This is a genomic window from Chachezhania antarctica, assembly GCF_003646465.1.
In the GTDB taxonomy this organism is placed as follows: Bacteria; Pseudomonadota; Alphaproteobacteria; order Rhodobacterales; family Rhodobacteraceae; genus Chachezhania; species Chachezhania antarctica.
Genome location: NZ_QZEX01000008.1, coordinates 151,239 through 175,209 on the forward strand (window position 1 = coordinate 151,239; position 23,971 = coordinate 175,209).

A 23,971-nucleotide genomic window follows, 5' to 3' on the forward strand; every position below is an offset into this window, starting at 1 on the left:
CGGTCAGCCGATCGCTTCCAGCACGGCTTCGCCCAGTCCTGCCGGGCTGTCGGCCACGACGATCCCGGCCGAACGCATGGCTTCAATCTTGTCCTCGGCACCGCCCTTGCCGCCGGCGACGATGGCGCCCGCGTGGCCCATGCGGCGGCCCGGAGGCGCGGTGCGGCCGGCGATGAAACCGGCAACCGGCTTCTTGCGACCCTTCTTGGCCTCGTCTTTCAGGAACTCCGCGGCCTCCTCTTCGGCCGAGCCGCCAATTTCGCCGATCATGATGATCGACTGGGTCTCGTCGTCCGCAAGGAACCATTCCAGCACGTCGAGGTGCTCCGTCCCCTTGATCGGGTCGCCACCAATGCCAACGGCGGTGGACTGGCCCAGGCCGATATCCGTGGTCTGCTTGACCGCCTCGTAGGTCAGCGTGCCCGAACGGGACACGACGCCGACCGAGCCACGCTTGTGGATGTGGCCGGGCATGATGCCGATCTTGCAGGCGCCGGGGGTGATGACACCGGGGCAGTTGGGGCCGATCAGCCGCGTCTTGCTGTCCATCAGCGCGCGCTTGACCTTCATCATGTCCAGGACCGGGATGCCTTCGGTGATGCAGACGACGACCTCCATCTCGGCATCGATGGCTTCCATGATCGAATCCGCGGCGAACGGCGGCGGCACGTAGATCACCGATGCGTTCGCACCGGTCACGGCCTTCGCTTCGTGCACCGAGTTGTAGACCGGCAGGCCCAGATGCTCGGACCCGCCCTTGCCGGGTGTCACGCCGCCGACCATCTTGGTGCCATAGGCAATCGCCTGTTCGGTGTGAAACGTGCCTTGCGAGCCCGTCAGACCTTGGCAGATCACCTTGGTATTTTCGTCAATCAGTACAGCCATCAGGGCCTCCGTTTAGTCCAATATGGTCTTTCCACGGCGCACCCGCGCCATGGGAAATTAAGTAAGCCGAAAACCGCCCGTTCCGCTGCGTGCGGCGGGGAGCAAGTTACTCCGTGTCTTCATCCTCCAGTTCGTCCGGTGGCAGTGCGCCAGCCCGGGCCGAATCCTCGGTATAGATCGGCGACGTGCCGTCCGGCATGCCGCTGGGATAGACGAACTCGACCTCGCGCGAGCGATCCCCGCAGGCGGTCAGCGCGAACAAGCCGGCCATCAGCGCCGTCAGGCCGGCAGCGCGGCGTCCATGCAGTCGCGAACCGACAGCGCCGGTCCGGCAAGGGGCGTCCTGGGGCATGACGTTCTCCATTCTTGTTGCTTCATGTACCGCGGGCCGGTGAGGGTTCAGGACGGCCCGAGCGATGTTCGACCCGGTTTTCGGCACCCCGATATGGACGATGACATTTGTCATGACACGGACCCCCTACGGCACCAGTTGGATGGTTGCGCTGGCGCCGGGCCCGGAACAGGCGCTGCCGGACTCTCCCGCGAAATGGGCCCAGGCCCGGACATTGCCGAGGTCGGCCGTGAAGCCGCTGCACGTGTCCGCGGTGCCGGAAGGCGTTCCGGTCGTGTACTGCCCGGGATAACGCGCGGTCAGGATTTCGTCCGTCATCAGGATCGCCTGGGACAGCACGACGCTTTTGGTGCGGAAGGTGCAGCTGTTTCCGGGAAAGATGTAGCCGTAGACACCGTTTCTCTGCACGATCTCGCCCTGAACGTTTGTTCCGGCAAGGCGCGCCTGCGTTTCGTCGATGGCATGCCAGCCGGCAGACCGCAGCGTCGCCGCCGGGTTGTAGCCCGCGTTCAGGCCCGCAAGGCAGGTGTCGATCCCCTGCGCCAGGCTTTGGGCCGACGGGTTCAGCTGGCGCAGCGTTTCCATGTTTTCGTCGAGCGTGCCGATGATCGCGGCCGAGCCCGCCAGCGTGGCCGCCGCCGCGACCTGGCCGCTGGTTCCTGTCGATGCCCCGGCGGCCCCGGCACCAGCACTTGCGCCCTGGGCAGCCCCTTGTGCCGCACCCGACGCCGCGTTGATCGCACCACCGGCGGCCGACCCGACCGTGTTCACCGCGGCACCGGCCGTGTTGACGGCAGCGCCCGCCGCCGACGCCGTGGCATTGGCCGCGGTCGACACCGTTGCAACGACGACCCGGCGGGGGCTGCAGCCGGCAAACACCACCGATGCAAGGCACAGCGCCAGAACCGGAAGCGCCAGGGCGCGTCCCGTCCGGTCTGATGCTGAACCTTCGTCGGTCATCGGTGTCGTCTTTCCTGTGACACCGGGCAGGCGCAGGGCCCGCCCGGAACGGGGCTTAGCCCTTGACCGCTTTCACGATCTTTTCGGCGCCGTCCGACAGGTTGTCGGCGGCAATGACATTCAGGCCGGAGGTGTTGATGATCTCCTTGCCCTGATCGACATTGGTGCCCTCCAAACGCACGACCAGCGGAACCTTCAGGCCCACTTCCTTCACGGCCGCGACCACGCCTTCGGCGATCACGTCGCAGCGCATGATGCCGCCGAAGATGTTCACCAGGATGCCCTTCACGTTGGGGTCCGAGGTGATGATCTTGAAGGCTTCGGTCACCTTCTCGGTCGTGGCGCCGCCGCCCACGTCGAGGAAGTTCGCAGGCTCCGCCCCGTAGAGCTTGATGATGTCCATCGTGGCCATCGCAAGACCCGCGCCGTTGACCATGCACCCGATCTCGCCATCCAGCGCGATGTAGTTCAGGTCGTACTTCGAGGCTTCCAGTTCCTTCGGATCTTCTTCCGTCTCGTCGCGCAGCTCGGCAATGTCGGGCTGGCGGTACATCGCGTTGCCATCGAAGCCCAGCTTGGCGTCGAGCAGCTTCAGTTCGCCCTTGTCGGTGACGATCAGCGGGTTGATCTCCAGCATCTCCATGTCCTTCTCGAGGAAGGCCTTGTAGAGAATGCCCATCAGCTTGACGCACTGCTTGACCTGCGCGCCTTCCAGCCCCAGCGAAAAGGCGATGCGGCGGCCGTGGAACGGCTGGTAGCCAGTGGCCGGATCGACCGAGAAGGACAGGATCTTGTCGGGGGTCGAATGCGCGACCTCTTCGATGTCCATGCCGCCTTCGGTCGAACACACGAACGACACCCGGCTGGTCACGCGGTCGATCAGCAGCGCAAGGTACAGTTCGCGATCGATGCCGGCGCCGTCTTCGATGTAGATCCGGTTGACCTGCTTGCCTGCGTCGCCGGTCTGGTTGGTGACCAGCGTGCGGCCGAGCATCTTGCGCGCTTCCTCGGCGGCTTCCTCGACCGACTTCGTCAGGCGCACGCCGCCCTTTTCGCCTGCCGACGCTTCCTTGAAGCTGCCCTTGCCGCGGCCGCCCGCATGGATCTGCGCCTTGACCACCCAGAGCGGGCCGTCGAGCTCGCCCGCGGCGGTCTTGGCATCTTCGGGGTTCAGCACGGCCCGGCCGTCGCTGACCGGCGCGCCGTACGAGCGCAGAAGCGCCTTGGCCTGGTATTCGTGAATGTTCATCCAAACAGTCCTTCTAGCGGCAATTGCTCATGTAGTGGCACAGGGAAAAGGCCGCGCTAAGCTCTTTCGCACCTCGAGGTCGATTTTTCGCACCTTTCACTCTTTTTGTGATCACACGCTCGAAAGCTGTGATCACAAACCTTCGCCGCGGCCCTCCGCAGGGGAAACACAGAACACCGATTCGTTTGGACGTCGAGGCCGAGGGTACTGGAATTTCCACGTTTTGCCGGGCAATGTGGTTGCCAGAGTTTGAAACGGGATCCTGTGCATGTTTCGCAAGCCAAGCGGCCTTCGCTATCGCCGATACTTGAGGCAGCTTCACGCCTCGGCCGTGTTCGACTGGTATCTGGAAGTCGGCTGCCGCAACGGGCTGAGCTTTGCGCCGGTGCGCAGCAAGACAATCGCCGTCGATCCCTACTTCCGCATCGAAAGCAATGTGATCAACGAAAAGCCCGCAATGCTGGCCTTCCAGCAGACGAGTGACGATTTCTTCGCCAGCGGCGTGCTGCAGCAACTGGGCATTCGGCTCGATTTCGCGTTCCTGGACGGGATGCATCTGTTCGAATACCTCTTGCGCGATATCATCAACACCGAGGCCAGAATGGCGCCGGGCGGGGTAATCGCCCTGCACGATTGTTGCCCGTTCGATTCCGGGATGACGACCCGCGATCTGGACAATCTGCCGAAGGACGCCTGGACTGGAGACGTGTGGAAGGTGCTGCCGATCCTGGCGCAGTACCGGTCCGATCTGCAGGTCACGGTGCTGGATTGCCGGCCGACCGGGCTTGTTCTCGTCACCGGACTCGACCCCGAAAACCGGGTGCTGCAATCGAACTACGATGCCATCGTCGCCGACTGGTCGGGTGTGCATATCGATGGCTACGGCCCCGACAGGTTCTATGACGGGTTCGAATATACCGATGCCGGTCAGAACATGGCGGCGGATTTTCCGCAGTTCGCGGCCGTTCGCAAAAGCCCGGAAACGATCAGAAAGCCGGAGTATGCCACGCCGTAAGGCCACCGCATCGACGATGCCAAGTTTCCCGACGACAGGAAGCGATTGGATCTCGCGCATCGATGCGGTCGAAGACGCGACGGTCGTCACCGCCTACAATTCCCATCGGCGGCAGAAGGCCGGTGTGCTGGATGCGCAGGGCGATTACGTCGATCACGGGATCGTATGGCGTTTCGACAAGCGCATGACCCTGGCGCCCGACATGCCGGAACGGGTGAAGGGCCATCTTGAGGGGCGCTGGATCTGGGGCGGGATCCTGTTCGATCATTTCGGCCATTTCCTGGTGGAAAGCCTGTCGCGGCTCTGGGCGGCGCATGCGGGGGAGCGGTTCGACGGGATCTGCTTCATCCCCAAGCGCCGGGGCCGGTCGGGCGGGCTGAAACCCTATCAGGAAAACGTCCTGCAGGCCTTCGGCATAACGGCGCCGGTCCGACTGCTGAACCGCCCGGCGCGGGTCGATACCCTTCTGGTGCCGGGGCAAGCCTTCGGGCTGGGCGCGCTGGCGCAGGGGGCGCCGGTGATGCACGATGCGGTGCACGCCCATTTCGGCACCGATATCGCCCCGGACGGGCCCGAGCGGCTTTATGTCTCGCGTACCGGGCTGGGGATGGAGGCAGGCGCCATCGTGGGCGAGGCCGATATCGAAGCACATCTGGCCGCCGAAGGTTACGAAATCTTCCATCCTCAGGATCACGATCTGGCCACCCAGATCGCCCGCTACAAGGCTGCGCGGAAACTGGTCTTTGCCGATGGCTCGGCCGGGCATCTCTATGCCTATGTCGGGCGGGCCGATCAGGACGTGGCCTATATCCTGCGCCGGTCGTTCTGGACCGAAGGCCCGATCGATCACATCACCGGCTTTACCGGGAAGGCGCCGCTGGTCGTCGATACGGTGGCGCGGGAATGGGTGCCCGCCTTCCGCAACAAGGCCTATCGCGGGATGGCCTATGCCGAACACGACATGCCGGCGCTCCAGGCCAGGCTGATCGAGGGGGGCTTCATCGCGCCCGGGCCGGTCTGGCCCAATGCCGAAAGCGACCGGGGCCTAGCTTACCTGCAGGAGCGCCGGATCGCCGGTGATTTCAAGCTGGTCGAGACCGCCTGACACGAAAAAGACCCGGCTGGTATGGCCGGGCCTTCAGGATCAGGTTGGATGATCGCTTACGCAAGGCTGGAATCGATGCCCTTGCACGCTTCGACCAGGCCTTTCACGGCATTGACCGAGTTGTCGAACATTGCCTGTTCGTCCTTGGTCATCTTGATGTCGACGACCTTCTCGATGCCGCCGGCACCGATCACGGTCGGCACGCCGACATACATGCCCTTCAGGCCCAGGGCGTTTTCGACATAGGCCGCGCAGGGCAGGACGCGCTTCTGGTCCTTCAGGTAGGCTTCGGCCATTTCGATGGCCGACGTCGCCGGCGCGTAGAAGGCCGAACCGGTCTTCAGAAGGCCCACGATCTCGGCGCCGCCATCGCGGGTGCGCTGGACGATGCTGTCGAGCTTCTCCTGCGTCGTCCAGCCCATCGACACGAGATCGGGCAGCGGGATGCCGGCAACGGTCGAATAACGCACCAACGGCACCATCGTGTCGCCATGGCCGCCCAGAACGAAGGCGGTCACGTCCTTCATCGACACGCCGAATTCGAGGCTCAGGAAGTGGCGGAAGCGGGCGCTGTCAAGAACGCCGGCCATGCCGCAGACCTTGTTCGCGGGCAGGCCCGAGAACTTCTGCAGCGCCCAGACCATCGCGTCGAGCGGATTGGTGATGCAGATGACGAACGCGTCGGGGGCGTGGGCCTTGATGCCTTCGCCGACCGATTTCATGACCTTCAGGTTGATGCCCAGCAGGTCGTCGCGGCTCATGCCCGGCTTGCGCGGCACGCCGGCGGTCACGATGCAGACGTCCGCACCGGCGATCGACTCGTAGGACTGGGTGCCCGACAGCGCGGCATCGAAACCTTCGGCCGGGCCGGATTCGGCGATGTCGAGCGCCTTGCCTTCGGGGATGCCCTCGGCGATATCGAACAGGACGACGTCGCCCAGTTCCTTCATTGCGGCGAGATGGGCAAGCGTGCCCCCGATCTGCCCCGCGCCGATCAGCGCGATCTTGGGTCTGGCCATGGCAATTACTCCGGCTTGTGTAAATTGCCGATTGCGTAAGCCCTATTGGGCGAGCACGCAAGCCTGCCGGCGGGGCGGGGACGGGGATTGCCCGGAATAGGGGCGCTGGACAGGAAAGAAAAAGGGGCAGTCGTGGCCGAAATCGATTGGTATCTCCTGGCCGTGGCGGCCCCCGCGGTGCTGTTCGCGGCAATTTCCAAGGCCGGGTTCGGGTCGGGTGCGGCGTTCGCGTCGGCCGCCTTCCTGGCCATCGTGCTGGAGCCGGGCACGGCCATCGCGCTGATGCTGCCATTGCTGATGCTGATCGACGCGGCGACCCTTGGTCCCTACTGGCGGAAGTGGAGCGGACGGGACGCGGCGCTGCTGATCCTGACCGCATTGCCGGGCGTTGCGCTGGGGGCGTGGCTTTACACAATCGTGGACGCCGATGTCTTCCGGTTCCTGATAGGTACGATTGCCCTGGGTTTCGTCGCATGGCGGCTGCTGCAGGGCCGGATCCAGGCGCGGCAATCCGGCGCAGGCCGGAAGTCAGACGCCGATGCACCGATGACGGCCGGGCGCATGGCGGGCGCCACGGTGGCCGGTGCGACGGCCGGCTTTACCAGCTTCGTAAGCCATGCCGGCGGTCCGCCGGTCGCGATGTACCTGCTGTCGCGCCCCATCGACAAGACGCGCTTCCAGGCGACGACGGTGCTGGTCTTCTGGGCGATCAACATCTCAAAGGTCGTGCCTTATGCGATGCTGGGCCTGTTCACCGCCCCGTTGCTGTGGGCGGATCTGATGCTTGCGCCCGTGGCCCTGTTCGGGGTCTGGCTGGGCGTCCGCGCACATCGCGCGGTGTCGGAGCGCTGGTTCTTCGCGCTGGCTTACCTGTTTCTCAGCCTGACAGGGGCCAAGCTGGTCTGGGATGCGCTGACCTGATGGTCGGCTGGAAAGATGCGCTGGCCGACCCCGCAAGGCAGGGCCAGCGCCGGTGTTGTGGCGCGGACCTGAAAATACCGGTCCTCAGGCGTCGTGTCCTGCGGCCGGCAGGAGTTCGGCCAGGCGTTCGAACGATTGGCCCGAGGCGACGAGGCAGGTCATGCCGTTGGGCATGGTAACCGTGATCGTCCACGAACCGGTTTCCGGGTTCGCGAATTGTTCTACCACTTGATTGTTTGCGCCAAGCCCGATGCTTTGCCGGGTCTCGCCGTAACCTTCCGCCAGACGATCAACGACCGATTCCCGCGGGCCGCAATTGCGGCTTTGTGCGTAGGCCATCGTGGCAGTGACCGTGAACACGCCGAGCGCCGCAGCCGGCAGGATGGAGTGCGCGAAGAATTCCTTCAACATGGGTTCTACCCTTTCAGCGAAGCCCGACGTCCCGGATGGGCGTGCCGCGATGCGACACACCGGGCCGGCGGACCCAGATGCAAGATTGCCGGACCTCTTTCTTGCTGCCCGTGCGGTGCCAGCGTGATTCGGCGTTCTACCGAGACGGCCTTCTGACACCGGTCCGACACTGCAAACTGTGCCTAACAGGTGCGAAAGTCTGGTTAACGCAGCGCCCGCCCAATTGCGCAGGTGCAGAAAATGCGAGACGAATGCGCCCGACCGTGCCTGAGGGGCTTGAACTTTCCTGTCGTTGATGTCCTGTCGCACGAAAGATTATTGCACAGGAGCTTGCCATGGACCCGCGCAGCCGTCCCTACCGTTCGGTCCTTTATATCCCTGCCTCCAAGCCCCGCGCGCTGGACAAGGCCCGCGGCCTGCCGGTCGATGCGATCATCTTCGATCTGGAAGATGCCGTGTCGGCGGACGAAAAGGAGAACGCCCGCGGCACGCTGGCCGAGGCGCTGAAACGGGGCGGTTATGGTCAACGCGCGAAGATCGTCCGGATCAACGGGTTCGACACGCCCTGGGGCGCGGATGACGCGAAGGCGGCTGCGGCGATGGACGCCGATGCTATTCTTCTGCCCAAGGTTGAAAGCCCCGCACAGCTCGATGAACTTGCCGCGATCACCGGCGACATGGCCCTTTGGGCGATGATGGAAACGCCGCGCGGCATGCTGAACGCGGCCCAGATCGCGACCCACCCGAAGCTGGAAGGCATGGTCATGGGCACGAACGACCTGGCGAAAGAACTGGATACCCGCTTCCGCGCCGACCGTTTGCCGATGATGACGGGCCTTGGCCTGTGCCTGCTGGCTGCGCGGGCCGAGGGGCTGGTGATCGTCGATGGCGTCTACAACAAGTACCTCGATGAAGACGGGCTGTGGGACGAAAGCGTTCAGGGCCGCGACATGGGGTTCGACGGCAAGACGCTGATCCATCCCGCCCAGGTGGACGGCGCGAACAAGGCCTTCGCCCCGTCAGAGGAGGAGATCGACCTTGCCAAGCGCCAGATAGCCGCGTTTGAAGAGACCGAGGCCTCTGGCCAGGGGGTTGCGGTGGTCGACGGCAAGATCGTGGAGAACCTTCACGTTGCCACCGCCCGCGACCTTCTGGCAAAAGCGGAGGCGATTGCAGCGCTGCAAGCGGGGTAGGCGAGCCATGGCGTGGATTTTGTTGATTGCGGGGGTCGCACTCTGGTGGGCGGCGCACCTGTTCAAGCGGGTCGCGCCCGAACGGCGCGCCGCGATGGGCGACAAGGGCAAGGGGCTGGTGGCCCTGTGCCTGCTGGTCTCCATCGTGCTGATGGTCGTGGGCTTCCGAAGCGCCCCCTACGTCCATGTGTGGACACCGCCATGGGGGCTGACGCATCTCAACAACCTGCTGATGATCGTCGCGGTCTTCCTTCTCACCCCGGCGCCGAAGCGCGGGCGGCTTCTGAACGGGGCGCGGCATCCTATGCTGACGGGGTTCGCCATCTGGGCGATCGCCCACCTGCTGGTGAACGGCGATCTGGCCGGTATCGTGTTGTTCGGCGGCCTGCTGCTGTGGGTCCCGGTCGAGATCGCGGCGATCAACAAGGCCGAACCGACATGGGAGAGCCGCGCACCGGGCAAGTGGGCGATGGACGCTATGTTTCTTGTCGCCTCGGCCGTGGTGGTGGGCCTGATCGGCGTCATCCACCTGTTCTTCGGCCTTTATCCGTTCGGTCATTAAGGGGGACCCATGGCCACGATCTATCGCTTCCTGTCCGAGGACGACACGTCCGCCTTCTGCCACAAGGTCAGCGCGGCGCTTGCCGCCGGCTGGTCCCTGCACGGCGCGCCGACCTACGGCTTCGATGCTGCACGCGGCGTGATGCGCTGCGGGCAGGCCGTGGTGAAGGATATCGACGCGGACTACACGCCCGACATGAAACTGGGAGCGCAATAGATGGCCAAGACCAACCCGGGCCGGTTCTTCGAGGACTATTCCATCGGGCAGGTCATGGACCATGCCGTGCCACGGACCGTGTCGGGCGGGGAGCGGGCGCTGTACCATGCGCTCTATCCCGCGCGGCATGCGCTCTATTCCTCGGACGAATTCGCGCGGGCGAGCGGGCTGCCGGAAAGCCCTATGGACGACCTGGTGGCGTTTCACGTTGTCTTCGGCAAGTCGGTCCCGGACGTGTCGCTGAATGCGGTCGCCAACCTTGGCTATGCCGACGGGCGCTGGCGGAAGCCGGTCTATGCAGGCGATACGCTGCGGTCGTCGTCCGAGGTGATCGGGCTGAAGCAGAATTCGAACGGCAAGACCGGGGTCGTCTATGTCCGCACCAAGGGGCTGAACCAGCGCGACGAGGTCGTGATGGAGTATGTCCGCTGGGTGATGGTCCGGAAGAACGATCTGGACGCACCTGCGCCCGAGACGGTCGTGCCGGAACTGGCGAAGGTGGTGGACCCGGAGACGCTGGCGGTGCCCGAGGGCCTGGACTTCTCGGGCTACGACTTCACGCTGGCGGGGGAGCCCTATCGCTGGGCCGACTACGAGGTGGGCGAGAAGATCGACCATGTCGACGGCGTCACCATCGAGGAAGCCGAGCACATGCTGGCCACGCGGCTGTGGCAGAACACGGCCAAGGTGCATTTCGACGCGACCTTCCGGCCCGACGGGCAGCGGCTGATCTATGGCGGGCACGTGATTTCGATGGCGCGGGCGCTGTCGTTCAACGGGCTGGCCAATGCGCAGATGATCGTGGGCCTGAACGGGGGCGCCCATGCGAACCCGTGTTTTTCGGGCGATACGGTGCGAGCGTGGACCGAGGTTCTGGACAAGGCCGAAACAGCGGCGCCCGGTGTCGGTGCGCTTCGCCTGCGGCTGGTGGCGACCAAGGGCGTCGTCGATTTCAAGCTGAAGGACGACGCGGGCAAGTACCTGCCCGAGATCCTGCTGGATCTGGATTACTGGGCTCTGGTGCCTGTCTGAAGTTTTGCGGGCGGTCCTGTCCGGATCGCCTGCGGACGGCCCACCCGCCCGCAGGCGATCCTCACGCTTTGGGCGTCACCTTTTGGCGAGTGAGGCGAAGGGTGCTTGGCGTGACGCACGAGTCCCCTAGACTGGGCACATGATCCGGTCCCGCGCATTGATACTGTCATTCTGTCTTGCCACCCCGCCTGTCGCGGCCTGCGAACTGGCACTGGCGCTGGCGGTGGATGTCTCCGGCTCCGTCGATCCGGGCGAGTACCGGTTGCAGATGGACGGGCTGGTCGAAGGCTTGCGGGATTACGTCGTCTCCGAAGCGCTGGTCCGGGCCGAGGCCGAGGTGAGCCTTGTGCAATGGTCCGGTTCCTCGCGCCAGCGGGTGTCGGTGCCGTGGACCCGGATCGACAGTTACGAGGCGCTGGACGACCTGACCGCGGAAATCGCCACCGCCCCGCGTGTGTGGCGCAATTTCTCGACCGCGATCGGCGAGGCGCTGGATTTCACGATGCAAAGTTTCGACAGCGTGGATCATTGCCGGCGGATGGTCATCGACGTATCGGGCGACGGGGTGTCGAACGAAGGTATCGCGCCGACCGGGATCCACCCGGACCTGAGACGCCGTGGCATCACCGTCAATGCCATCGCCATCGAGGAAGGCGACGCCGAGCTGACCGCCTATTTCTTCGAGAACGTGATCATGGGGGAGGGGGCTTTTGTCGTCACCGCCCTGACCTTCGAGGACTATCCGGCGCGGATCCGGCGCAAGCTTCTGCGCGAAGTGGCCCGGGCCACCGCCGCGGCGGAATGAGGCCACCCGCGCCCGTCGGATGGTTTCACGGGACTGCAATGGTTGTCTGGAAATAGACATCTAGATTGGCGCGACGTCAGGGGCATACCGCTACAAAACAAGGCGTTTCCGACCCTTTCCGGCGTCGCTGCGCTGCGGAAAAGGCCTGTCACGAATCTGAAATGTTCCGTATAGAATGCGTGTCCAAAGAATCGCTGGAAAGATCCCAATCCATGATGTTTGACCAATGACCAGCGCCCAGACCGGTTCGCCCGCAGATCAGATCCTGGCCCTGAGCGAGACCGACAGCGTGGCGGCCTATATCGCCGAACGCACCCGCAAGCGGGAGTTCAGCTCGGTCATGCGCCGGCTGAATGCCGACGCGCAGAACGGAGAACCCCATGTCCGCCGCAAGGCCATCGATGCGCTGCAACGGCTGGGTTTCCCGACAGAGTAAAGACTTAACGGCATTCGAACGCCGACTCGGCGCCACAAAAGTGTGCCTCGTACATTTGTGATCACGCATCCGCGACGTGTGATCACAAATTTGCGTTAAATCTACAATTCGCGCCAAAAAACCGCGGCAGACGCTGCGACGCAGCGGTGACAGGGCAGCGAAATGGGTTAGAACGGGCGCACACCTTACCGACTGACAGGGAAAGGAACCGTCATGGCAGATGTGAACAGGGGCAATCGCCCGCTTTCGCCGCATATGTCCGTCTACCGCCCCCAGCTTACCTCGATCACATCCATCCTGACGCGGATCACGGGGAACGCGCTGCTGCTGGGCGCGCTGATGTTCGTGTGGTGGTTCCTCGCCGCTTCCACATCCGAAAGAGCCTTCGCCACCGCCGACTGGGTCATGACCAGCGTCATTGGCGACATCATCATGCTCTTTTCGCTGCTCGGCCTCTGGTACCACCTGCTGGCCGGTGTGCGGCATCTGATCTGGGACAGCGGTCATATGCTGGACGTGGAAACCGCCGAAAAGCTCGGCTGGGGTATTCTTGCCGGATCGGTCGTCATGACCCTTCTGACCCTGATCATCGTATAACGGAGGCCGCCATGGGTTATCTGACAGACCGCAAGCGCGCCGTGGGCTGGGGCTCGGCCAAGTCCGGGACGGAACACGCCTGGGCGATGAAGGTGTCGTCCGCGGCACTTCTGATCCTGATCCCGCTTTTCCTGATCACGGTGGCGCCCATGACGGGCCAGCCCTACGACGTGGTCGTGGCCCATTTCGCGAAGCCCTTCCCGGCGATCGTGGCGGCGCTGACTTTCGTGGTGGGCTTCATGCACTTCAAGGACGGTGTCCGAGTCCTGATCGAGGACTACGTTCACGGTGCCGCCCAGCAATGGCTGATCATCGGCATGACCTGCCTCTGCTACGCCGCCGCCGCAGTCGGCATTCTGGCCGTCGCACGCCTGGCGATCTGAGCCCGAGGAGAAAGACAACATGGCTGCTTATGAGTACGAAACCCACGAGTATGACGTCGTGGTCGTCGGCGCCGGTGGCTCGGGCCTGCGGGCAACGCTTGGCATGGCCGAACAGGGTCTGCGCACTGCCTGCGTGACCAAGGTGTTCCCGACACGGTCGCACACCGTTGCTGCCCAGGGCGGTATCGCCGCGTCGCTGTCGAACATGGGGCCGGACCACTGGCAGTGGCACCTGTACGACACCATCAAGGGGTCGGACTGGCTGGGCGACACGGACGCGATGGAATACCTTGCCCGGCACGCGCCCAAGGCCGTGTACGAGCTTGAGCATTACGGCGTGCCCTTCAGCCGCACGGAAGAGGGCAAGATCTACCAGCGCCCCTTCGGCGGCCACACCACGGAATTCGGCGAAGGTCCCCCGGTGCAGCGGACCTGTGCCGCGGCAGACCGGACCGGCCACGCCATCCTGCACACGCTCTATGGCCAGTCGCTGAAGAACAACGCGGAATTCTACATCGAGTATTTCGCCATCGACCTGATCATGAGCGAAGACGGCGTCTGCCAGGGCGTGCTGTGCTGGAAGCTCGACGACGGCACGATGCATGTGTTTTCCGCAAAGATGACCGTGCTGGCCACGGGCGGCTACGGCCGGGCTTATTTCTCGGCCACGTCTGCACATACCTGCACCGGTGACGGGGGCGGCATGGCCGCGCGGGCCGGCATGGCGCTGCAAGACATGGAGTTCGTGCAGTTCCACCCCACCGGCATCTATGGTTCGGGCTGCCTGATCACCGAAGGCGCACGGGGCGAGGGCGGGTACCTCACCAACTCTGAAGGCGAACGGTTCATGGAGCGTTATGCGCCCCACTACAAGGACCTTGCCTCGCGCGATGTGGTGTCGCGCTGCATGACTATGGAGATCCGCGAAGGCCGCGGCGTGGGGCCTGACAAGGACCACATCTTCCTGCACCTCGATCACCTGCCGCCGGAAACGCTGGCCGAACGCCTGCCGGGCATCTCGGAAAGCGCCCGGATCTTCGCCGGTGTCGACCTGACGAAGGAGCCGATCCCGGTTCTGCCGACGGTGCATTATAACATGGGCGGCATTCCCACGAACTACTGGGCGGAAGTGCTGAACCCCAGCGACGACGAACCCGATCGGATCCAGCCCGGCCTGATGGCCGTGGGCGAGGCCGGCTGTGCGTCCGTGCATGGTGCGAACCGCCTCGGCTCCAACTCGTTGATCGACCTCGTGGTCTTCGGCCGCGCCGCCGCCATCCGCGCGGGCGAGGTCGTGGACCCGAACGAAGCGACGCCGGAGCCCAACAAGGCCTCGATCGACGCGGCGCTGGATCGGTTCGACAAGGTCCGCTACGCCGACGGTTCGCTCCCCACGGCGGACCTGCGGCTGGAAATGCAGCGCGCGATGCAGGCGGATGCGGCCGTGTTCCGCACCGACAAGACGCTGGGTGAAGGCGTCAAGAAGATGGATGCCGTGGCGGCCAAGCTGGATGACATCAAGGTCACCGACCGGTCTCTGATCTGGAACTCGGACCTGATGGAAACGCTGGAGCTTGAGAACCTCATGCCCAACGCGCTGGCCACCATCCACGGCGCCGAAGCCCGGAAGGAAAGCCGCGGGGCACATGCTCACGAAGATTATCCTGACCGTGACGATGTGAATTGGCGAAAGCACTCTTTGGCGCGTATTGATGGGAATCAGGTCACGCTCGACTATCGACCCGTTCATGTCGATCCGCTGACCGCTCAGGAGGATGGCGGCATCGATGTCGCCAAAATTGCACCAAAAGCGAGGGTTTACTAATGATTGCGAAGTTCAAGAAATCCGCGATTGCCGTCACTGCGCTGTCGGCAGCTGTCGTCATCTCGGCCTGCGACACGACGGCCGGCACGGTTTCTCCGACCGAAGCCATGTCGTTCTGCCTGGATACGACCAATGTCGAAGGCATCAGCCCGACCATCATGCCCGGCGCGGTCGAGCCGATCACATTCGACGATTTCGACCTGGGTCCCGAGGACATGATCACCACGGCACAGAAAGACAATCTGCTGCACTGCTACAACGAGAAGATGGCGCAGTAAGCGATTGCCTTGCCGGGGACGTCCGGCAAAATCCACAGACAGGTTTGTCGGCCCACGGGCCGGCAAATTTACCGCGATGCGGTAGACCAGCTTTCCGGGCGCGCCGTTCCGGCGTACCCGGCGCCACCGAGTAGGGAGCCCTGATCCATGGTCCAACTGACTCTGCCGAAGAATTCCCGTATCACCACGGGCAAGACATGGCCGAAGCCCGAAGGGGCGACCAACCTCAAGACGTTTCACATCTACCGCTACGATCCCGACAGCGGGAAGAACCCGTCGGTGGATACCTATTTCGTCGATCTGGACACCTGCGGCCCGATGCTTCTGGACGCGCTGATCAAGATCAAGAACGAGATCGACCCCACGCTGACCTTCCGCCGGTCCTGCCGCGAAGGGATCTGCGGATCCTGCGCCATGAACATCGGCAGCAAGAAAGGCGGCGGGATCAACACGCTGGCCTGTATCCACGGCATTGACGAGGTCAAGGGCGACGTCGCCATCTACCCGCTGCCGCACATGCCGGTGGTCAAGGACCTTATCCCGGACCTGACCCATTTCTATGCCCAGCATGCCTCGATCATGCCGTGGCTGGAAACCAAGACGAACCGCCCCGCCAAGGAATGGCGCCAATCTATCGAAGATCGCAAGAAGCTCGACGGCCTGTATGAATGCGTGATGTGCGCCTCGTGCTCGACCGCGTGCCCCAGCTACTGGTGGAACGGCGATCGGTACCTTGGCCCCGCAGCACTTCTGCACGCCTATCGATGGATCATCGACAGCCGGGACGAGGCAACGGGCGAACGGCTGGACGATCTGGAAGATCCGTTCAAGCTGTATCGCTGCCACACGATCATGAACTGCGCCAAGACTTGCCCGAAAGGTCTTAACCCGGCCAAGGCGATTTCCGAGATCAAGCAGATGATGCTGGAACGCACCGTCTGACCGCGACACCACGACACGATCCAAAGGCCCCGGCTGATCGCAGCGCGGGGCCTTTTTGTTCCGTCCTGCTGTCAACGGGGTGGTAACAGGCTGTTCGGTGCTGGCGGACGCCATCGCCATCGTCTGACCTCCGTACCTTGTGAGCAGGGCGCCCCGGGGCTAGGCTCTGCATGCTTTCCCGCGGAGATCCCCATGACCGATGCTCCCTCCGATGCCGACGCCCGGCGCGCCATTCCAGCTGTCGTCGTCTATCCGAACCACACACTGCCGCGGCCCGACCTGCCGCTGCTGCAGCGCGCTCGGAAGACGGCAGCGCAGATGGGCACGGTCACCGTTCCTCCCCGCGATGCCAGAACGTTCACTGTCCCGGCGGGCAGCTTCTTCCGCATCACCAGCGTCGAAGGCCCGCAGGTCGGCGACCTGAACCTGTGGAGTGCCGACGACCTGATGGAACGGTTCTATTCAGGCAAGACCCGCGCGCTTCATGGCACGCATCTGACCACCGGTGAGCGCATGTGGTCGAGCTTCCCCTACCTGCGTCCGATGGCGACGGTGGTGGCCGACACGCTCGACTGGTACGGGACCGATCCCTTCGGCGGGCGGGTGCATGACGTGATCGGAACGCGCTGCGATCCCTATACGGGGCAGCTTCTGTCAGGGACGACTTACCACCATTGCTGCCATTCCAACCTGACCCGCGCGCTGGCGGCCCATCTGGATGTGCCGGTGGTCCAGGCCGAACCCCACGTGCACGACGTGCTGAACGTGTTCATGTGCACCGGCTTCACCAAGGACACCGGGCAGTACTTCATGAAGGCCAGCCCGGTGCGGCCCGGTGACTACATGGAGTTCTTTGCGGAAATCCCCCTTCTGGGCGCGCTCAGCACCTGTCCCGGGGGCGATTGCAGCCAGGAGCATTCGTCGGACACGGCCGCCTGCTACCCCTTGCAGGTCGATATCTTCACACCGGCCGAGGGCGCGCTGGAGGGCTGGCAACCGCCAAAGCCCAGCAGCTATGACCGAAGCCACGGGGCCTAAATCACGCGAACGCGGCTTCCAGCGCGATTTCGACCATTTCGCCGAAACTGCGTTCACGCTGATCGGCGGGGAGCGCCTCGTGCGTCAGAAGGTGGTCGGAGACGGTGAGCACGGACATCGCCCGGCGCTTGTGGCGCAGGGCCAGCGTGTAAAGTTCGGCCGTTTCCATCTCCACGGCAAGAATGCCGTGCCGGACCATCTGTTCATTCAGATCCGGGCGTTCGTCGTAAAACGTGTCCGAGGAATAGATACCGCCGATATGGATCGGACGATTCTTGCTTTCCGCGGCTTTCGCGGCGGCCTTCAATAGCGGCCAGTCCGCGCACGGGGCGAAAGTGACATCCTTGAAGATGCTGTGAGATGGAGAGGCGACGGTACTGGCCGTCATGGCCAGAACGATATCGCGAATCCCGACATGCTCCTGCATCGATCCGCACGATCCGATCCGGATCAGCGTTTTCGCATCATAGTCGCGGATCAGTTCGTTGACGTAGATCGAGAGCGAGGGCATTCCCATACCGCTGCCCTGGATTGTCACGTCATGGCCGTTCCATGTGCCAGTGAATCCCAGCATTCCGCGGGTTTCATTGACCATGCGGACATTGCCAAGAAAGGTCTCGGCCGCCCATTTAGCGCGATAGGGGTCACCCGGTAACAAAACGGTTTCGGCAATATCGCCGACTTCCGCACCAATATGTATAGACATTTGGGTGCCCCGCCCGCCAGTTCAGATTTCCAGATCGGTGATATCGGCACCGCTGGCGAGCGCGTCATGCACCCAGTGAGGTTTGCGTCCAAGGCCAGACCAGGTCTGCTCGGGGTTGGACGGGTTGCGGTACTTCGGTAGTGCCTTGCCGCGTTTGCTGCCCGATGCCTTTGGGGAATCGGACAGATCGTCGAGCGAGAAACCGTACTCGGCTGCTGCCTGTTGTGCAGCTTTCAGAGCCTCGCGCCGTTCCCTGTCTTCAGCCGACACGAGCGCCTTTTCGACGTCCGCCTTCAGCTTGGACAGCTCCTTGCGCGAAAGCGACTGCAAGTCGATCTCCATTTTGTTCTCCTATCCAGTGCAAGTGATGCGATTTCACATCACTTTGCAACATAACCATAACCCGGACGCGCTTCAGCATGATTTCTGAATCATTGGAGAAAATTCGCCTATTCGGCTGCAAACGCTCCGGGATCGGCGAGGGAGATAACGTCGCGCATGATGACATTCAATGAGAAATCTTTGGGCGTGTAGATCTTTGCCGCCCCCATTTCCAGAAGTCTTGATTCATCCTCGGCGGGAATAATGCCGCCAACGACAACCGGGATATGCCCAAGACCGGCGTCTTTCATCAAGGAAAGGACATCTTCAACCAAAGGAATGTGACTTCCGGACAGAATACTCAACCCGATGACATGCGCGCCGTCTTCCTTTGCGGAATTAACGATTTCTTCGGGCGTGAGGCGAATTCCGGCATAGTTGATGTCCATTCCGCAATCACGTGCACGAAATGCAATTTGTTCAGCGCCATTGGAATGGCCATCCAGCCCGGGCTTTCCGACAAGGAATTTAAGGCGTTTTCCCAGCTTGTCGCTGACGGCGTCGACCTCGGCCCGCAGATCGTCCAGCCCTTCGGTCTTGTTCGACACGGCCGACGACACGCCCGTGGGTGCGCGGTAGGTGCCATAAAGCTTGCGCATCTCTTCTGCCCATTCGCCGGTGGTGACACCGGCCTTTGCGGCCTCGATCGACGCTGGCATGATGTTCGTACCTTCCTGCGCTGCCTTGCGCAGGGCGGTCAGCGCCGCCTCCACGGCGTCTGGGTCACGGCTCTCGCGCCACGCGTTCAGGCTGGCGATCTGGCCGGCCTCGACCGCATGATCGACGGTCATGATGCCACCGTCTTCGCCCATCAGGGGCGATGGCTCGGACGAGGTAAACTTGTTCACGCCAACGACCACCGTCTCGCCATCCTCGATCCGGCCCAGGCGGTCGGCATTGGAATCGACCAGCCGCGATTTCATGTATTCGATCGCGGAGATGGCGCCGCCCATGCTTTCGATGTTCGCCAGCTCGGCCCGGGCGCCTTCCTTCAGTGCCTCGACCTTGGCATCGACGGCCGGGTTGCCTTCGAACAGGTCATCGTATTCCAGCAGATCGGTCTCGTAGGCCAGGATCTGCTGCATCCGCATCGACCATTGCTGGTCCCACGGCCGGGGCAGCCCCAGGGCTTCGTTCCACGCGGGCAATTGCACGGCGCGGGCGCGGGCCTTTTTCGAAAGGGTCACCGCCAGCATTTCGATCAGGATGCGGTAAACGTTGTTTTCGGGTTGCTGCTCGGTCAATCCCAGCGAGTTCACCTGAACGCCATACCGGAACCGGCGGAATTTTGGATCGGTCACGCCATAGCGCTTTTCGCAGATCTCGTCCCACAGGTCGACGAAGGCGCGCATCTTGCACATTTCGGTCACGAAACGGATGCCGGCATTCACGAAGAAGGAAATCCGCCCGACGAGCGCTGGGAAATCTTCGGGATCCACGCGGGGCTGCAACGCATCCAGAACCGCCTGTGCCGTGGCCAGCGCGAAGGACAGTTCCTGCTCCGGCGTCGCGCCGGCTTCCTGCAGGTGGTAGGAACACACGTTCATCGGGTTCCATTTCGGCACATTGGTATAGCAGTACTCGGCCACGTCGGCGATGAAGCGCATCGAGGGGGCAGGGGGGAAGATATATGTCCCCCGCGACAGGTATTCCTTGATCAGATCGTTCTGAACGGTGCCCTGCAATTTCGAGACATCGGCGCCCTGTTCTTCCGCCACCGCGATGTATAGCGCCAGAAGCCACGGCGCCGTCGCGTTGATCGTCATCGAGGTGTTCATCTTCTCCAGCGGAATATCGTCGAACAGCACCCGCATGTCGCCGATATGGGAGATCGGCACGCCGACCTTGCCAACTTCGCCTTTCGACAATTCGTGATCGCTGTCATAGCCGGTCTGGGTCGGCAGGTCGAAGGCCACCGAAAGCCCGGTCTGGCCCTTGGCAAGGTTGCCGCGATACAGCGCATTCGACGCTTTCGCGGTGGAGTGGCCGGCATAGGTCCGGATCAGCCAGGGACGATCTTTCTGCTTCTCGGTCATGGGACACCTTCTGAATCGAGCGCGCAATTATCTTGCGTGTTGTGCCTAGAAATCGAAATTTCTCGGAAAAGTCAATTCGCTGCAGCGCCGCAAAACCGCCCCGATCTCCAGAATTCCGCCTTGTGTCGTAGCGGGAGGCGGCAAGTGTCGACCGTGCGTGCATTTTCGTCAGGTCATGACGGGGGCGCCACGTCATGCTGCGCTGCGTCATTTCTCTCGCCAGATTGGTCAAAGTTGGGCACACTGCCCCAAATAAAGGGCCAAACGCCTGTCCCGCGATGCGAGCCAGTTGCCGTGACAGATCGCAAGCCCCACCGTTGCAGCGTTATCCTGCACCGGGCCAGCGTTCTTGGGCTGAATGCTTCGGGACATAAAATTACAAAAACGTGACAAGCTGCATTGCAATGTTGCGCGGCGGTCGGTATTCGAAGGTCCGATCCGCGCGATTCTGCGACGCGGCAATGCAGCTGCAGGAGACTTCCATGGCTCTGGACACCGATACGGGCATTGCACCCTACGACGCCCCGGAAAAAGACCTTTATGAAATCGGCGAAATGCCGCCCCTGGGCTTCGTGCCGAAACAGATGTACGCGTGGGCGATCCGCCGCGAACGTCATGGCGAGCCCGACACCGCGATGCAGAAAGAGGTGGTGGAAACCCCGCCGCTCGACAGCCACGACGTGCTGGTGCTCGTGATGGCGGCCGGTGTGAACTACAACGGCGTCTGGGCCGCCCTTGGCGAACCGATCAGCCCCTTTGACGGGCACAAGGCCGACTATCATGTCGCCGGCTCCGATGCGTCCGGCATCGTGTGGGCCGTGGGCGACAAGGTGAAGAACTGGAAAGTGGGCGACGAGGTCGTGATCCACTGCAACCAGGACGACGGCGACGATATCGAATGCAATGGCGGCGACCCGATGTATTCGTCCAGCCAGCGGATCTGGGGCTACGAGACCCCCGATGGATCCTTCGCACAGTTCACCCGCGTGCAGGCGCAGCAGCTGATGCCGCGGCCCAAGCACCTGACCTGGGAAGAAAGCGCCTGCTATACGCTGACGCTCGCCACCGCCTACCGGATGCTGTTCGGCCACCCGCCGCATGAGCTGCGTCCCGGCATGAACGTTCTGGTCTGGGGCGCCTCGGGCGGTCTGGGGTCCTATGCGATCCAGCTGATCAACACGGCCGGGGCGAACGCCATCGGGGTGATCTCGGAAGAGGACAAGCGCGAGTTCGTGATGGGCCTGGGCGCCAAGGGCGTGATCAACCGGAAGGATTTCGACTGCTGGGGCCAGTTGCCGAAGGTGGGTTCGCCCGAATACGGCGAATGGTTCAAGGAAGTCCGCAAGTTCGGCAAGGCGATCTGGGACATCACCGGCAAGGGCAACAATGTCGACATCGTGTTCGAACATCCGGGCGAGGCGACGTTCCCCGTGTCGACCTTCATCGTGAAGAAGGGCGGCATGGTCGTGATCTGCGCGGGTACATCGGGCTTCAACTGCACCTTCGACGTGCGCTACCTGTGGATGCACCAGAAGCGCGTGCAGGGCTCCCACTTCGCGCACCTGAAACAGGCGGCGGCGGCAAACAAGCTGATGCTGGAACGCAGGCTCGATCCGTGCATGTCCGAGGTCTTCACATGGGAAGATCTGCCGCAAGCCCACATGAAGATGATGCGCAACCAGCACAAGCCCGGCAACATGTCTGTGCTGATCCAGTCGCCCGTTACCGGGCTTCGGACATTGGAAGAAGTTTTGGACGCGCGCTCTTAATTCTCCTTTAGGGAAATTGGTGAACAATTTAACCGCTCGCGATTCGTTCTCAGGGTCGTGGGCGGTGCTGTTTTTGCCGCCCTCGGCAAATCAACCAGTTGTAAACCAGGCCCTCGCTATTTCTGGGGAGGGAAAATCAGTGAATTCCTAATGCTTTTTCCCCGTGCTAGGCTTGTTGTTAATCGAACGTTAACTTTTGCGGAGCGACTGTGACCATGAAGAACGAATGGATCTTGGACGTATTGGCCGATCTCAAGGATTTCGCAAAAGCGAATGAAATGGGGTCGCTTGCCGCAAGCCTCGACGAAACAACCCTCGTCGCGGCCGCGGAACTTGCGTCCCAACGGAAGGAGGCGGGCGCGCGGGTATGGTGTGATGCGCGGGGAGCTGGATCTCATACTGTCGGACTTGGACGACACACAGGCGCTTGAGGGGCTTCAGGACGTCATAGAACGTCTTCGGGACGCCTTTGGCGTCGATCACATGATCTACCACTGGGTGGACAGCACGGGCGAACAATATGGCTGCGGCACATATGATCGCGCCTGGGTGCATCATTATCTGGAAAAGGGCTATCTTCGCGTCGATCCCGTGGTCGCGGGCTGTTTCAACAGCTTTCATCCCGTGGACTGGAAATCGCTCGACTGGTCCAGCAAGGTCGCCCGGGATTTCCTTGCCGATGCACTGACGTTCGGAGTGGGAAACCAGGGGTTTTCGATCCCGATCCGCGGACCCAACGGGCAATTCGCGCTCTTCACGGTAAATCATACCTGCAATGACGATACCTGGGCCGCGTTCACCGCGACGCATAACAGCGACCTGATCCTCATTGGGCATTTTTTCAATCGCAAGGCGCTGGAATTCGAACCCGACAGGAAGGGCGAGGCATCGCGCGCCCTTTCTCCACGGGAAATCGAGGCGATGACTTTGCTGGCTGTCGGCCATAATCGCGCGCAGGTGGCGGATGCGCTTTCGATCTCGGAACACACGTTGCGTGTTTACATCGAAAGCGCGCGGTTCAAACTGGGCGCGCTGAACACGACCCACGCGGTGGCCCGTGCGATGAGCCGGGGGCTGATCCTCGTGGCGTCGAATGACGGGCCTGAACGCAAAGCCGTTAACACACAGACCGCACGACTTCCTCAGCGTTAACCATCGCGGCGCTATCCCTTTCGCCAGCCAGGCCAAGGGGAGCGATCCATGCTGCGCTATATCTACGGACACGATCTTCACCGCCATCCGCGCCTTGCGCATTCCATGTTCAAAGACCGGGCGGACCAGTTCCGCAATCGGCTGGGCTGGGACGTCCAGGTCGATGAGAATGGCGAGGAGCGGGACAGCTACGACACCCACGATCCGCTTTACGTGATCTGGGAGAACGCGGATGGCAGCCATGGCGGGTCGATGCGGTTCCTGCCGACGACGGGGCCGGTGATGGTGAACGACGTGTTCGGCCACCTGACGGGCGGCGCACCGGTCACCAGCCCGCTGATCTGGGAGTGCACACGGTTTTGCCTGTCCCGCGATGCAAAATCGCATGTCGCGGCCGCGCTGATGCTGGGCGGCGGGGAAATCATGTCGGGCTTCGGCATTCGCCATTTCGTGGGCGTCTTCGACGCGCGCATGGTCCGCATCTACCGCGCCATCGGGTCCTCGCCCGAGGTTCTGGGCTCGGAAGGCGAAGGGCGCGACCGGATATCGGTCGGGCTCTGGGATTTCTCGGAGGAGGCGCGCGCCCGTGTCGCCGCGCGCGCCGGGATCGCGCCCGAAACCTCGCGCGGGTGGTTCGAATGCAGCTTCGGTGGTGCACCGGTGCGGGAAATGGCGCTGTCTGCCTGACGGGTTCCGCTGGTCC

At 62.9% G+C, this 23,971-nt stretch carries 27 protein-coding genes; 18 read left to right on the forward strand and 9 right to left on the reverse strand.

Annotation, left to right across the window (positions count from 1 at the left end; genetic code table 11):
- Window positions 1-3 precede the first annotated feature (3 nt).
- From sucD to sucC, 4 genes are all read right to left on the reverse strand, one after another.
- Window positions 4-885, reverse strand: coding sequence for a succinate--CoA ligase subunit alpha (gene sucD, locus D4754_RS16680; RefSeq protein ID WP_121065808.1), 882 nt, complete (start codon window positions 883-885; stop codon window positions 4-6).
- 106 nt (window positions 886-991) lie between these two features.
- Entirely contained in the window at window positions 992-1,351 is a 360-nt protein-coding gene (locus D4754_RS16685; RefSeq protein ID WP_163025948.1) for a hypothetical protein, read from the reverse strand.
- Between the two features lie 12 nt (window positions 1,352-1,363).
- The gene (locus D4754_RS16690; RefSeq protein WP_121065813.1) at window positions 1,364-2,197 is read right to left on the reverse strand and encodes a hypothetical protein; all 834 of its coding nucleotides are present in this window, start codon (window positions 2,195-2,197) and stop codon (window positions 1,364-1,366) included.
- Window positions 2,198-2,252: 55 nt separating this feature from the next.
- Window positions 2,253-3,446 (reverse strand): ADP-forming succinate--CoA ligase subunit beta, encoded by a 1,194-nt coding sequence (gene sucC / locus D4754_RS16695; RefSeq protein ID WP_121065815.1) that lies wholly within the window; start codon window positions 3,444-3,446, stop codon window positions 2,253-2,255.
- A 307-nt stretch (window positions 3,447-3,753) separates the two neighbouring features.
- On the opposite strand from sucC, the gene D4754_RS16700 reads away from it, so the two are divergent.
- Together D4754_RS16700 and D4754_RS16705 are read left to right on the forward strand one after the other, a co-directional pair.
- Window positions 3,754-4,461, forward strand: coding sequence for a class I SAM-dependent methyltransferase (locus tag D4754_RS16700; RefSeq protein WP_240453921.1), 708 nt, complete (start codon window positions 3,754-3,756; stop codon window positions 4,459-4,461).
- Entirely contained in the window at window positions 4,448-5,566 is a 1,119-nt protein-coding gene (locus tag D4754_RS16705) for a glycosyltransferase family 61 protein (RefSeq protein WP_163025949.1), read from the forward strand. Before D4754_RS16700 ends, D4754_RS16705 begins: the two co-directional genes overlap by 14 nt.
- Window positions 5,567-5,622: 56 nt before the next feature.
- Here the strand turns inward: D4754_RS16705 and mdh are convergent, their stop codons facing one another.
- Entirely contained in the window at window positions 5,623-6,585 is a 963-nt protein-coding gene (mdh, locus tag D4754_RS16710; RefSeq protein WP_121065822.1) for a malate dehydrogenase, read from the reverse strand.
- Between the two features lie 132 nt (window positions 6,586-6,717).
- On the opposite strand from mdh, the gene D4754_RS16715 reads away from it, so the two are divergent.
- Complete coding sequence (locus tag D4754_RS16715) at window positions 6,718-7,506, forward strand: sulfite exporter TauE/SafE family protein (protein ID WP_121065823.1); 789 nt, start codon at window positions 6,718-6,720, stop codon at window positions 7,504-7,506.
- A gap of 84 nt (window positions 7,507-7,590) precedes the next feature.
- Here D4754_RS16715 and D4754_RS16720 read toward each other — a convergent pair whose 3' ends face one another.
- Window positions 7,591-7,917 carry a hypothetical protein gene (locus D4754_RS16720; protein WP_121065825.1) on the reverse strand — a complete coding sequence of 109 codons (327 nt, stop codon included), beginning with the start codon at window positions 7,915-7,917 and terminating at the stop codon, window positions 7,591-7,593.
- Between the two features lie 335 nt (window positions 7,918-8,252).
- Between D4754_RS16720 and D4754_RS16725 the strand changes: the two genes are divergently transcribed.
- From D4754_RS16725 to D4754_RS16780, 12 genes are all read left to right on the forward strand, one after another.
- Window positions 8,253-9,110, forward strand: coding sequence for an HpcH/HpaI aldolase/citrate lyase family protein (locus D4754_RS16725; RefSeq protein WP_121065827.1), 858 nt, complete (start codon window positions 8,253-8,255; stop codon window positions 9,108-9,110).
- 7 nt (window positions 9,111-9,117) lie between these two features.
- On the forward strand, window positions 9,118-9,672 hold the full coding sequence (locus D4754_RS16730; RefSeq protein ID WP_121065829.1) for an NnrU family protein: 555 nt from the start codon (window positions 9,118-9,120) through the stop codon (window positions 9,670-9,672).
- Window positions 9,673-9,681: 9 nt separating this feature from the next.
- Complete coding sequence (locus D4754_RS16735) at window positions 9,682-9,888, forward strand: DUF1737 domain-containing protein (protein WP_121065831.1); 207 nt, start codon at window positions 9,682-9,684, stop codon at window positions 9,886-9,888.
- Window positions 9,889-10,920 (forward strand): MaoC family dehydratase, encoded by a 1,032-nt coding sequence (locus tag D4754_RS16740; protein ID WP_121065833.1) that lies wholly within the window; start codon window positions 9,889-9,891, stop codon window positions 10,918-10,920.
- 139 nt (window positions 10,921-11,059) lie between these two features.
- Window positions 11,060-11,725 (forward strand): DUF1194 domain-containing protein, encoded by a 666-nt coding sequence (locus tag D4754_RS16745; RefSeq protein WP_121065842.1) that lies wholly within the window; start codon window positions 11,060-11,062, stop codon window positions 11,723-11,725.
- A gap of 226 nt (window positions 11,726-11,951) precedes the next feature.
- Window positions 11,952-12,161 carry a hypothetical protein gene (locus D4754_RS16750; protein WP_121065845.1) on the forward strand — a complete coding sequence of 70 codons (210 nt, stop codon included), beginning with the start codon at window positions 11,952-11,954 and terminating at the stop codon, window positions 12,159-12,161.
- Between the two features lie 213 nt (window positions 12,162-12,374).
- Window positions 12,375-12,758: a succinate dehydrogenase, cytochrome b556 subunit gene (sdhC, locus tag D4754_RS16755; RefSeq protein WP_121065848.1), complete on the forward strand. Its 384-nt coding sequence runs from the start codon at window positions 12,375-12,377 to the stop codon at window positions 12,756-12,758.
- 11 nt (window positions 12,759-12,769) lie between these two features.
- A complete protein-coding gene (sdhD, locus tag D4754_RS16760; protein WP_121065851.1) occupies window positions 12,770-13,141 on the forward strand; it encodes a succinate dehydrogenase, hydrophobic membrane anchor protein in 372 nt (123 codons plus the stop codon).
- Window positions 13,142-13,160: 19 nt separating this feature from the next.
- Complete coding sequence (gene sdhA / locus D4754_RS16765) at window positions 13,161-14,966, forward strand: succinate dehydrogenase flavoprotein subunit (RefSeq protein ID WP_121065854.1); 1,806 nt, start codon at window positions 13,161-13,163, stop codon at window positions 14,964-14,966.
- Complete coding sequence (locus D4754_RS16770; protein WP_121065857.1) at window positions 14,966-15,244, forward strand: hypothetical protein; 279 nt, start codon at window positions 14,966-14,968, stop codon at window positions 15,242-15,244. The genes sdhA and D4754_RS16770 overlap by 1 nt, the downstream gene beginning before the upstream one ends.
- A 147-nt stretch (window positions 15,245-15,391) precedes the next feature.
- The gene (locus D4754_RS16775; RefSeq protein ID WP_121065861.1) at window positions 15,392-16,186 is read left to right on the forward strand and encodes a succinate dehydrogenase iron-sulfur subunit; all 795 of its coding nucleotides are present in this window, start codon (window positions 15,392-15,394) and stop codon (window positions 16,184-16,186) included.
- A 192-nt stretch (window positions 16,187-16,378) separates the two neighbouring features.
- The gene (locus D4754_RS16780; protein ID WP_121065864.1) at window positions 16,379-17,224 is read left to right on the forward strand and encodes an urea carboxylase-associated family protein; all 846 of its coding nucleotides are present in this window, start codon (window positions 16,379-16,381) and stop codon (window positions 17,222-17,224) included.
- A 1-nt stretch (window position 17,225) separates the two neighbouring features.
- On the opposite strand, the gene deoD is transcribed toward D4754_RS16780, so the two are convergent.
- The 3 genes from deoD to D4754_RS16795 all read right to left on the reverse strand — a co-directional run bounded on the left by deoD (window position 17,226) and on the right by D4754_RS16795 (window position 20,374).
- Entirely contained in the window at window positions 17,226-17,930 is a 705-nt protein-coding gene (gene deoD / locus D4754_RS16785) for a purine-nucleoside phosphorylase (RefSeq protein ID WP_121065867.1), read from the reverse strand.
- A gap of 21 nt (window positions 17,931-17,951) precedes the next feature.
- Window positions 17,952-18,272 carry an H-NS histone family protein gene (locus tag D4754_RS16790; protein WP_121065870.1) on the reverse strand — a complete coding sequence of 107 codons (321 nt, stop codon included), beginning with the start codon at window positions 18,270-18,272 and terminating at the stop codon, window positions 17,952-17,954.
- Window positions 18,273-18,379: 107 nt separating this feature from the next.
- Window positions 18,380-20,374 carry a protein meaA gene (locus D4754_RS16795; protein ID WP_276208633.1) on the reverse strand — a complete coding sequence of 665 codons (1,995 nt, stop codon included), beginning with the start codon at window positions 20,372-20,374 and terminating at the stop codon, window positions 18,380-18,382.
- Between the two features lie 455 nt (window positions 20,375-20,829).
- On the opposite strand from D4754_RS16795, the gene ccrA reads away from it, so the two are divergent.
- The 3 genes from ccrA to D4754_RS16815 all read left to right on the forward strand — a co-directional run bounded on the left by ccrA (window position 20,830) and on the right by D4754_RS16815 (window position 23,955).
- Window positions 20,830-22,116 carry a crotonyl-CoA carboxylase/reductase gene (gene ccrA / locus D4754_RS16800; RefSeq protein WP_121065875.1) on the forward strand — a complete coding sequence of 429 codons (1,287 nt, stop codon included), beginning with the start codon at window positions 20,830-20,832 and terminating at the stop codon, window positions 22,114-22,116.
- A gap of 375 nt (window positions 22,117-22,491) precedes the next feature.
- On the forward strand, window positions 22,492-23,268 hold the full coding sequence (locus D4754_RS16810) for a helix-turn-helix transcriptional regulator (protein ID WP_121065882.1): 777 nt from the start codon (window positions 22,492-22,494) through the stop codon (window positions 23,266-23,268).
- Window positions 23,269-23,316: 48 nt separating this feature from the next.
- Entirely contained in the window at window positions 23,317-23,955 is a 639-nt protein-coding gene (locus D4754_RS16815; protein ID WP_121065885.1) for an acyl-homoserine-lactone synthase, read from the forward strand.
- Window positions 23,956-23,971: the final 16 nt, after the last annotated feature.

What these genes read in the sequence shown, in the direction of transcription:
- sucD (WP_121065808.1), bottom strand. Translation starts at nt 885, where the DNA reads ATGGCTGTACTGATTGACGAAAATACCAAGGTGATCTGCCAAGGTCTG.
- D4754_RS16685 (WP_163025948.1), bottom strand. Translation starts at nt 1,351, where the DNA reads ATGACAAATGTCATCGTCCATATCGGGGTGCCGAAAACCGGGTCGAAC.
- D4754_RS16690 (WP_121065813.1), bottom strand. Translation starts at nt 2,197, where the DNA reads ATGACCGACGAAGGTTCAGCATCAGACCGGACGGGACGCGCCCTGGCG.
- sucC (WP_121065815.1), bottom strand. Translation starts at nt 3,446, where the DNA reads ATGAACATTCACGAATACCAGGCCAAGGCGCTTCTGCGCTCGTACGGC.
- D4754_RS16705 (WP_163025949.1), top strand. Translation starts at nt 4,448, where the DNA reads ATGCCACGCCGTAAGGCCACCGCATCGACGATGCCAAGTTTCCCGACG.
- mdh (WP_121065822.1), bottom strand. Translation starts at nt 6,585, where the DNA reads ATGGCCAGACCCAAGATCGCGCTGATCGGCGCGGGGCAGATCGGGGGC.
- D4754_RS16720 (WP_121065825.1), bottom strand. Translation starts at nt 7,917, where the DNA reads ATGTTGAAGGAATTCTTCGCGCACTCCATCCTGCCGGCTGCGGCGCTC.
- D4754_RS16725 (WP_121065827.1), top strand. Translation starts at nt 8,253, where the DNA reads ATGGACCCGCGCAGCCGTCCCTACCGTTCGGTCCTTTATATCCCTGCC.
- D4754_RS16730 (WP_121065829.1), top strand. Translation starts at nt 9,118, where the DNA reads ATGGCGTGGATTTTGTTGATTGCGGGGGTCGCACTCTGGTGGGCGGCG.
- D4754_RS16735 (WP_121065831.1), top strand. Translation starts at nt 9,682, where the DNA reads ATGGCCACGATCTATCGCTTCCTGTCCGAGGACGACACGTCCGCCTTC.
- D4754_RS16740 (WP_121065833.1), top strand. Translation starts at nt 9,889, where the DNA reads ATGGCCAAGACCAACCCGGGCCGGTTCTTCGAGGACTATTCCATCGGG.
- D4754_RS16745 (WP_121065842.1), top strand. Translation starts at nt 11,060, where the DNA reads ATGATCCGGTCCCGCGCATTGATACTGTCATTCTGTCTTGCCACCCCG.
- D4754_RS16750 (WP_121065845.1), top strand. Translation starts at nt 11,952, where the DNA reads ATGACCAGCGCCCAGACCGGTTCGCCCGCAGATCAGATCCTGGCCCTG.
- sdhC (WP_121065848.1), top strand. Translation starts at nt 12,375, where the DNA reads ATGGCAGATGTGAACAGGGGCAATCGCCCGCTTTCGCCGCATATGTCC.
- sdhD (WP_121065851.1), top strand. Translation starts at nt 12,770, where the DNA reads ATGGGTTATCTGACAGACCGCAAGCGCGCCGTGGGCTGGGGCTCGGCC.
- sdhA (WP_121065854.1), top strand. Translation starts at nt 13,161, where the DNA reads ATGGCTGCTTATGAGTACGAAACCCACGAGTATGACGTCGTGGTCGTC.
- D4754_RS16770 (WP_121065857.1), top strand. Translation starts at nt 14,966, where the DNA reads ATGATTGCGAAGTTCAAGAAATCCGCGATTGCCGTCACTGCGCTGTCG.
- D4754_RS16775 (WP_121065861.1), top strand. Translation starts at nt 15,392, where the DNA reads ATGGTCCAACTGACTCTGCCGAAGAATTCCCGTATCACCACGGGCAAG.
- D4754_RS16780 (WP_121065864.1), top strand. Translation starts at nt 16,379, where the DNA reads ATGACCGATGCTCCCTCCGATGCCGACGCCCGGCGCGCCATTCCAGCT.
- deoD (WP_121065867.1), bottom strand. Translation starts at nt 17,930, where the DNA reads ATGTCTATACATATTGGTGCGGAAGTCGGCGATATTGCCGAAACCGTT.
- D4754_RS16790 (WP_121065870.1), bottom strand. Translation starts at nt 18,272, where the DNA reads ATGGAGATCGACTTGCAGTCGCTTTCGCGCAAGGAGCTGTCCAAGCTG.
- ccrA (WP_121065875.1), top strand. Translation starts at nt 20,830, where the DNA reads ATGGCTCTGGACACCGATACGGGCATTGCACCCTACGACGCCCCGGAA.
- D4754_RS16810 (WP_121065882.1), top strand. Translation starts at nt 22,492, where the DNA reads ATGCGCGGGGAGCTGGATCTCATACTGTCGGACTTGGACGACACACAG.
- D4754_RS16815 (WP_121065885.1), top strand. Translation starts at nt 23,317, where the DNA reads ATGCTGCGCTATATCTACGGACACGATCTTCACCGCCATCCGCGCCTT.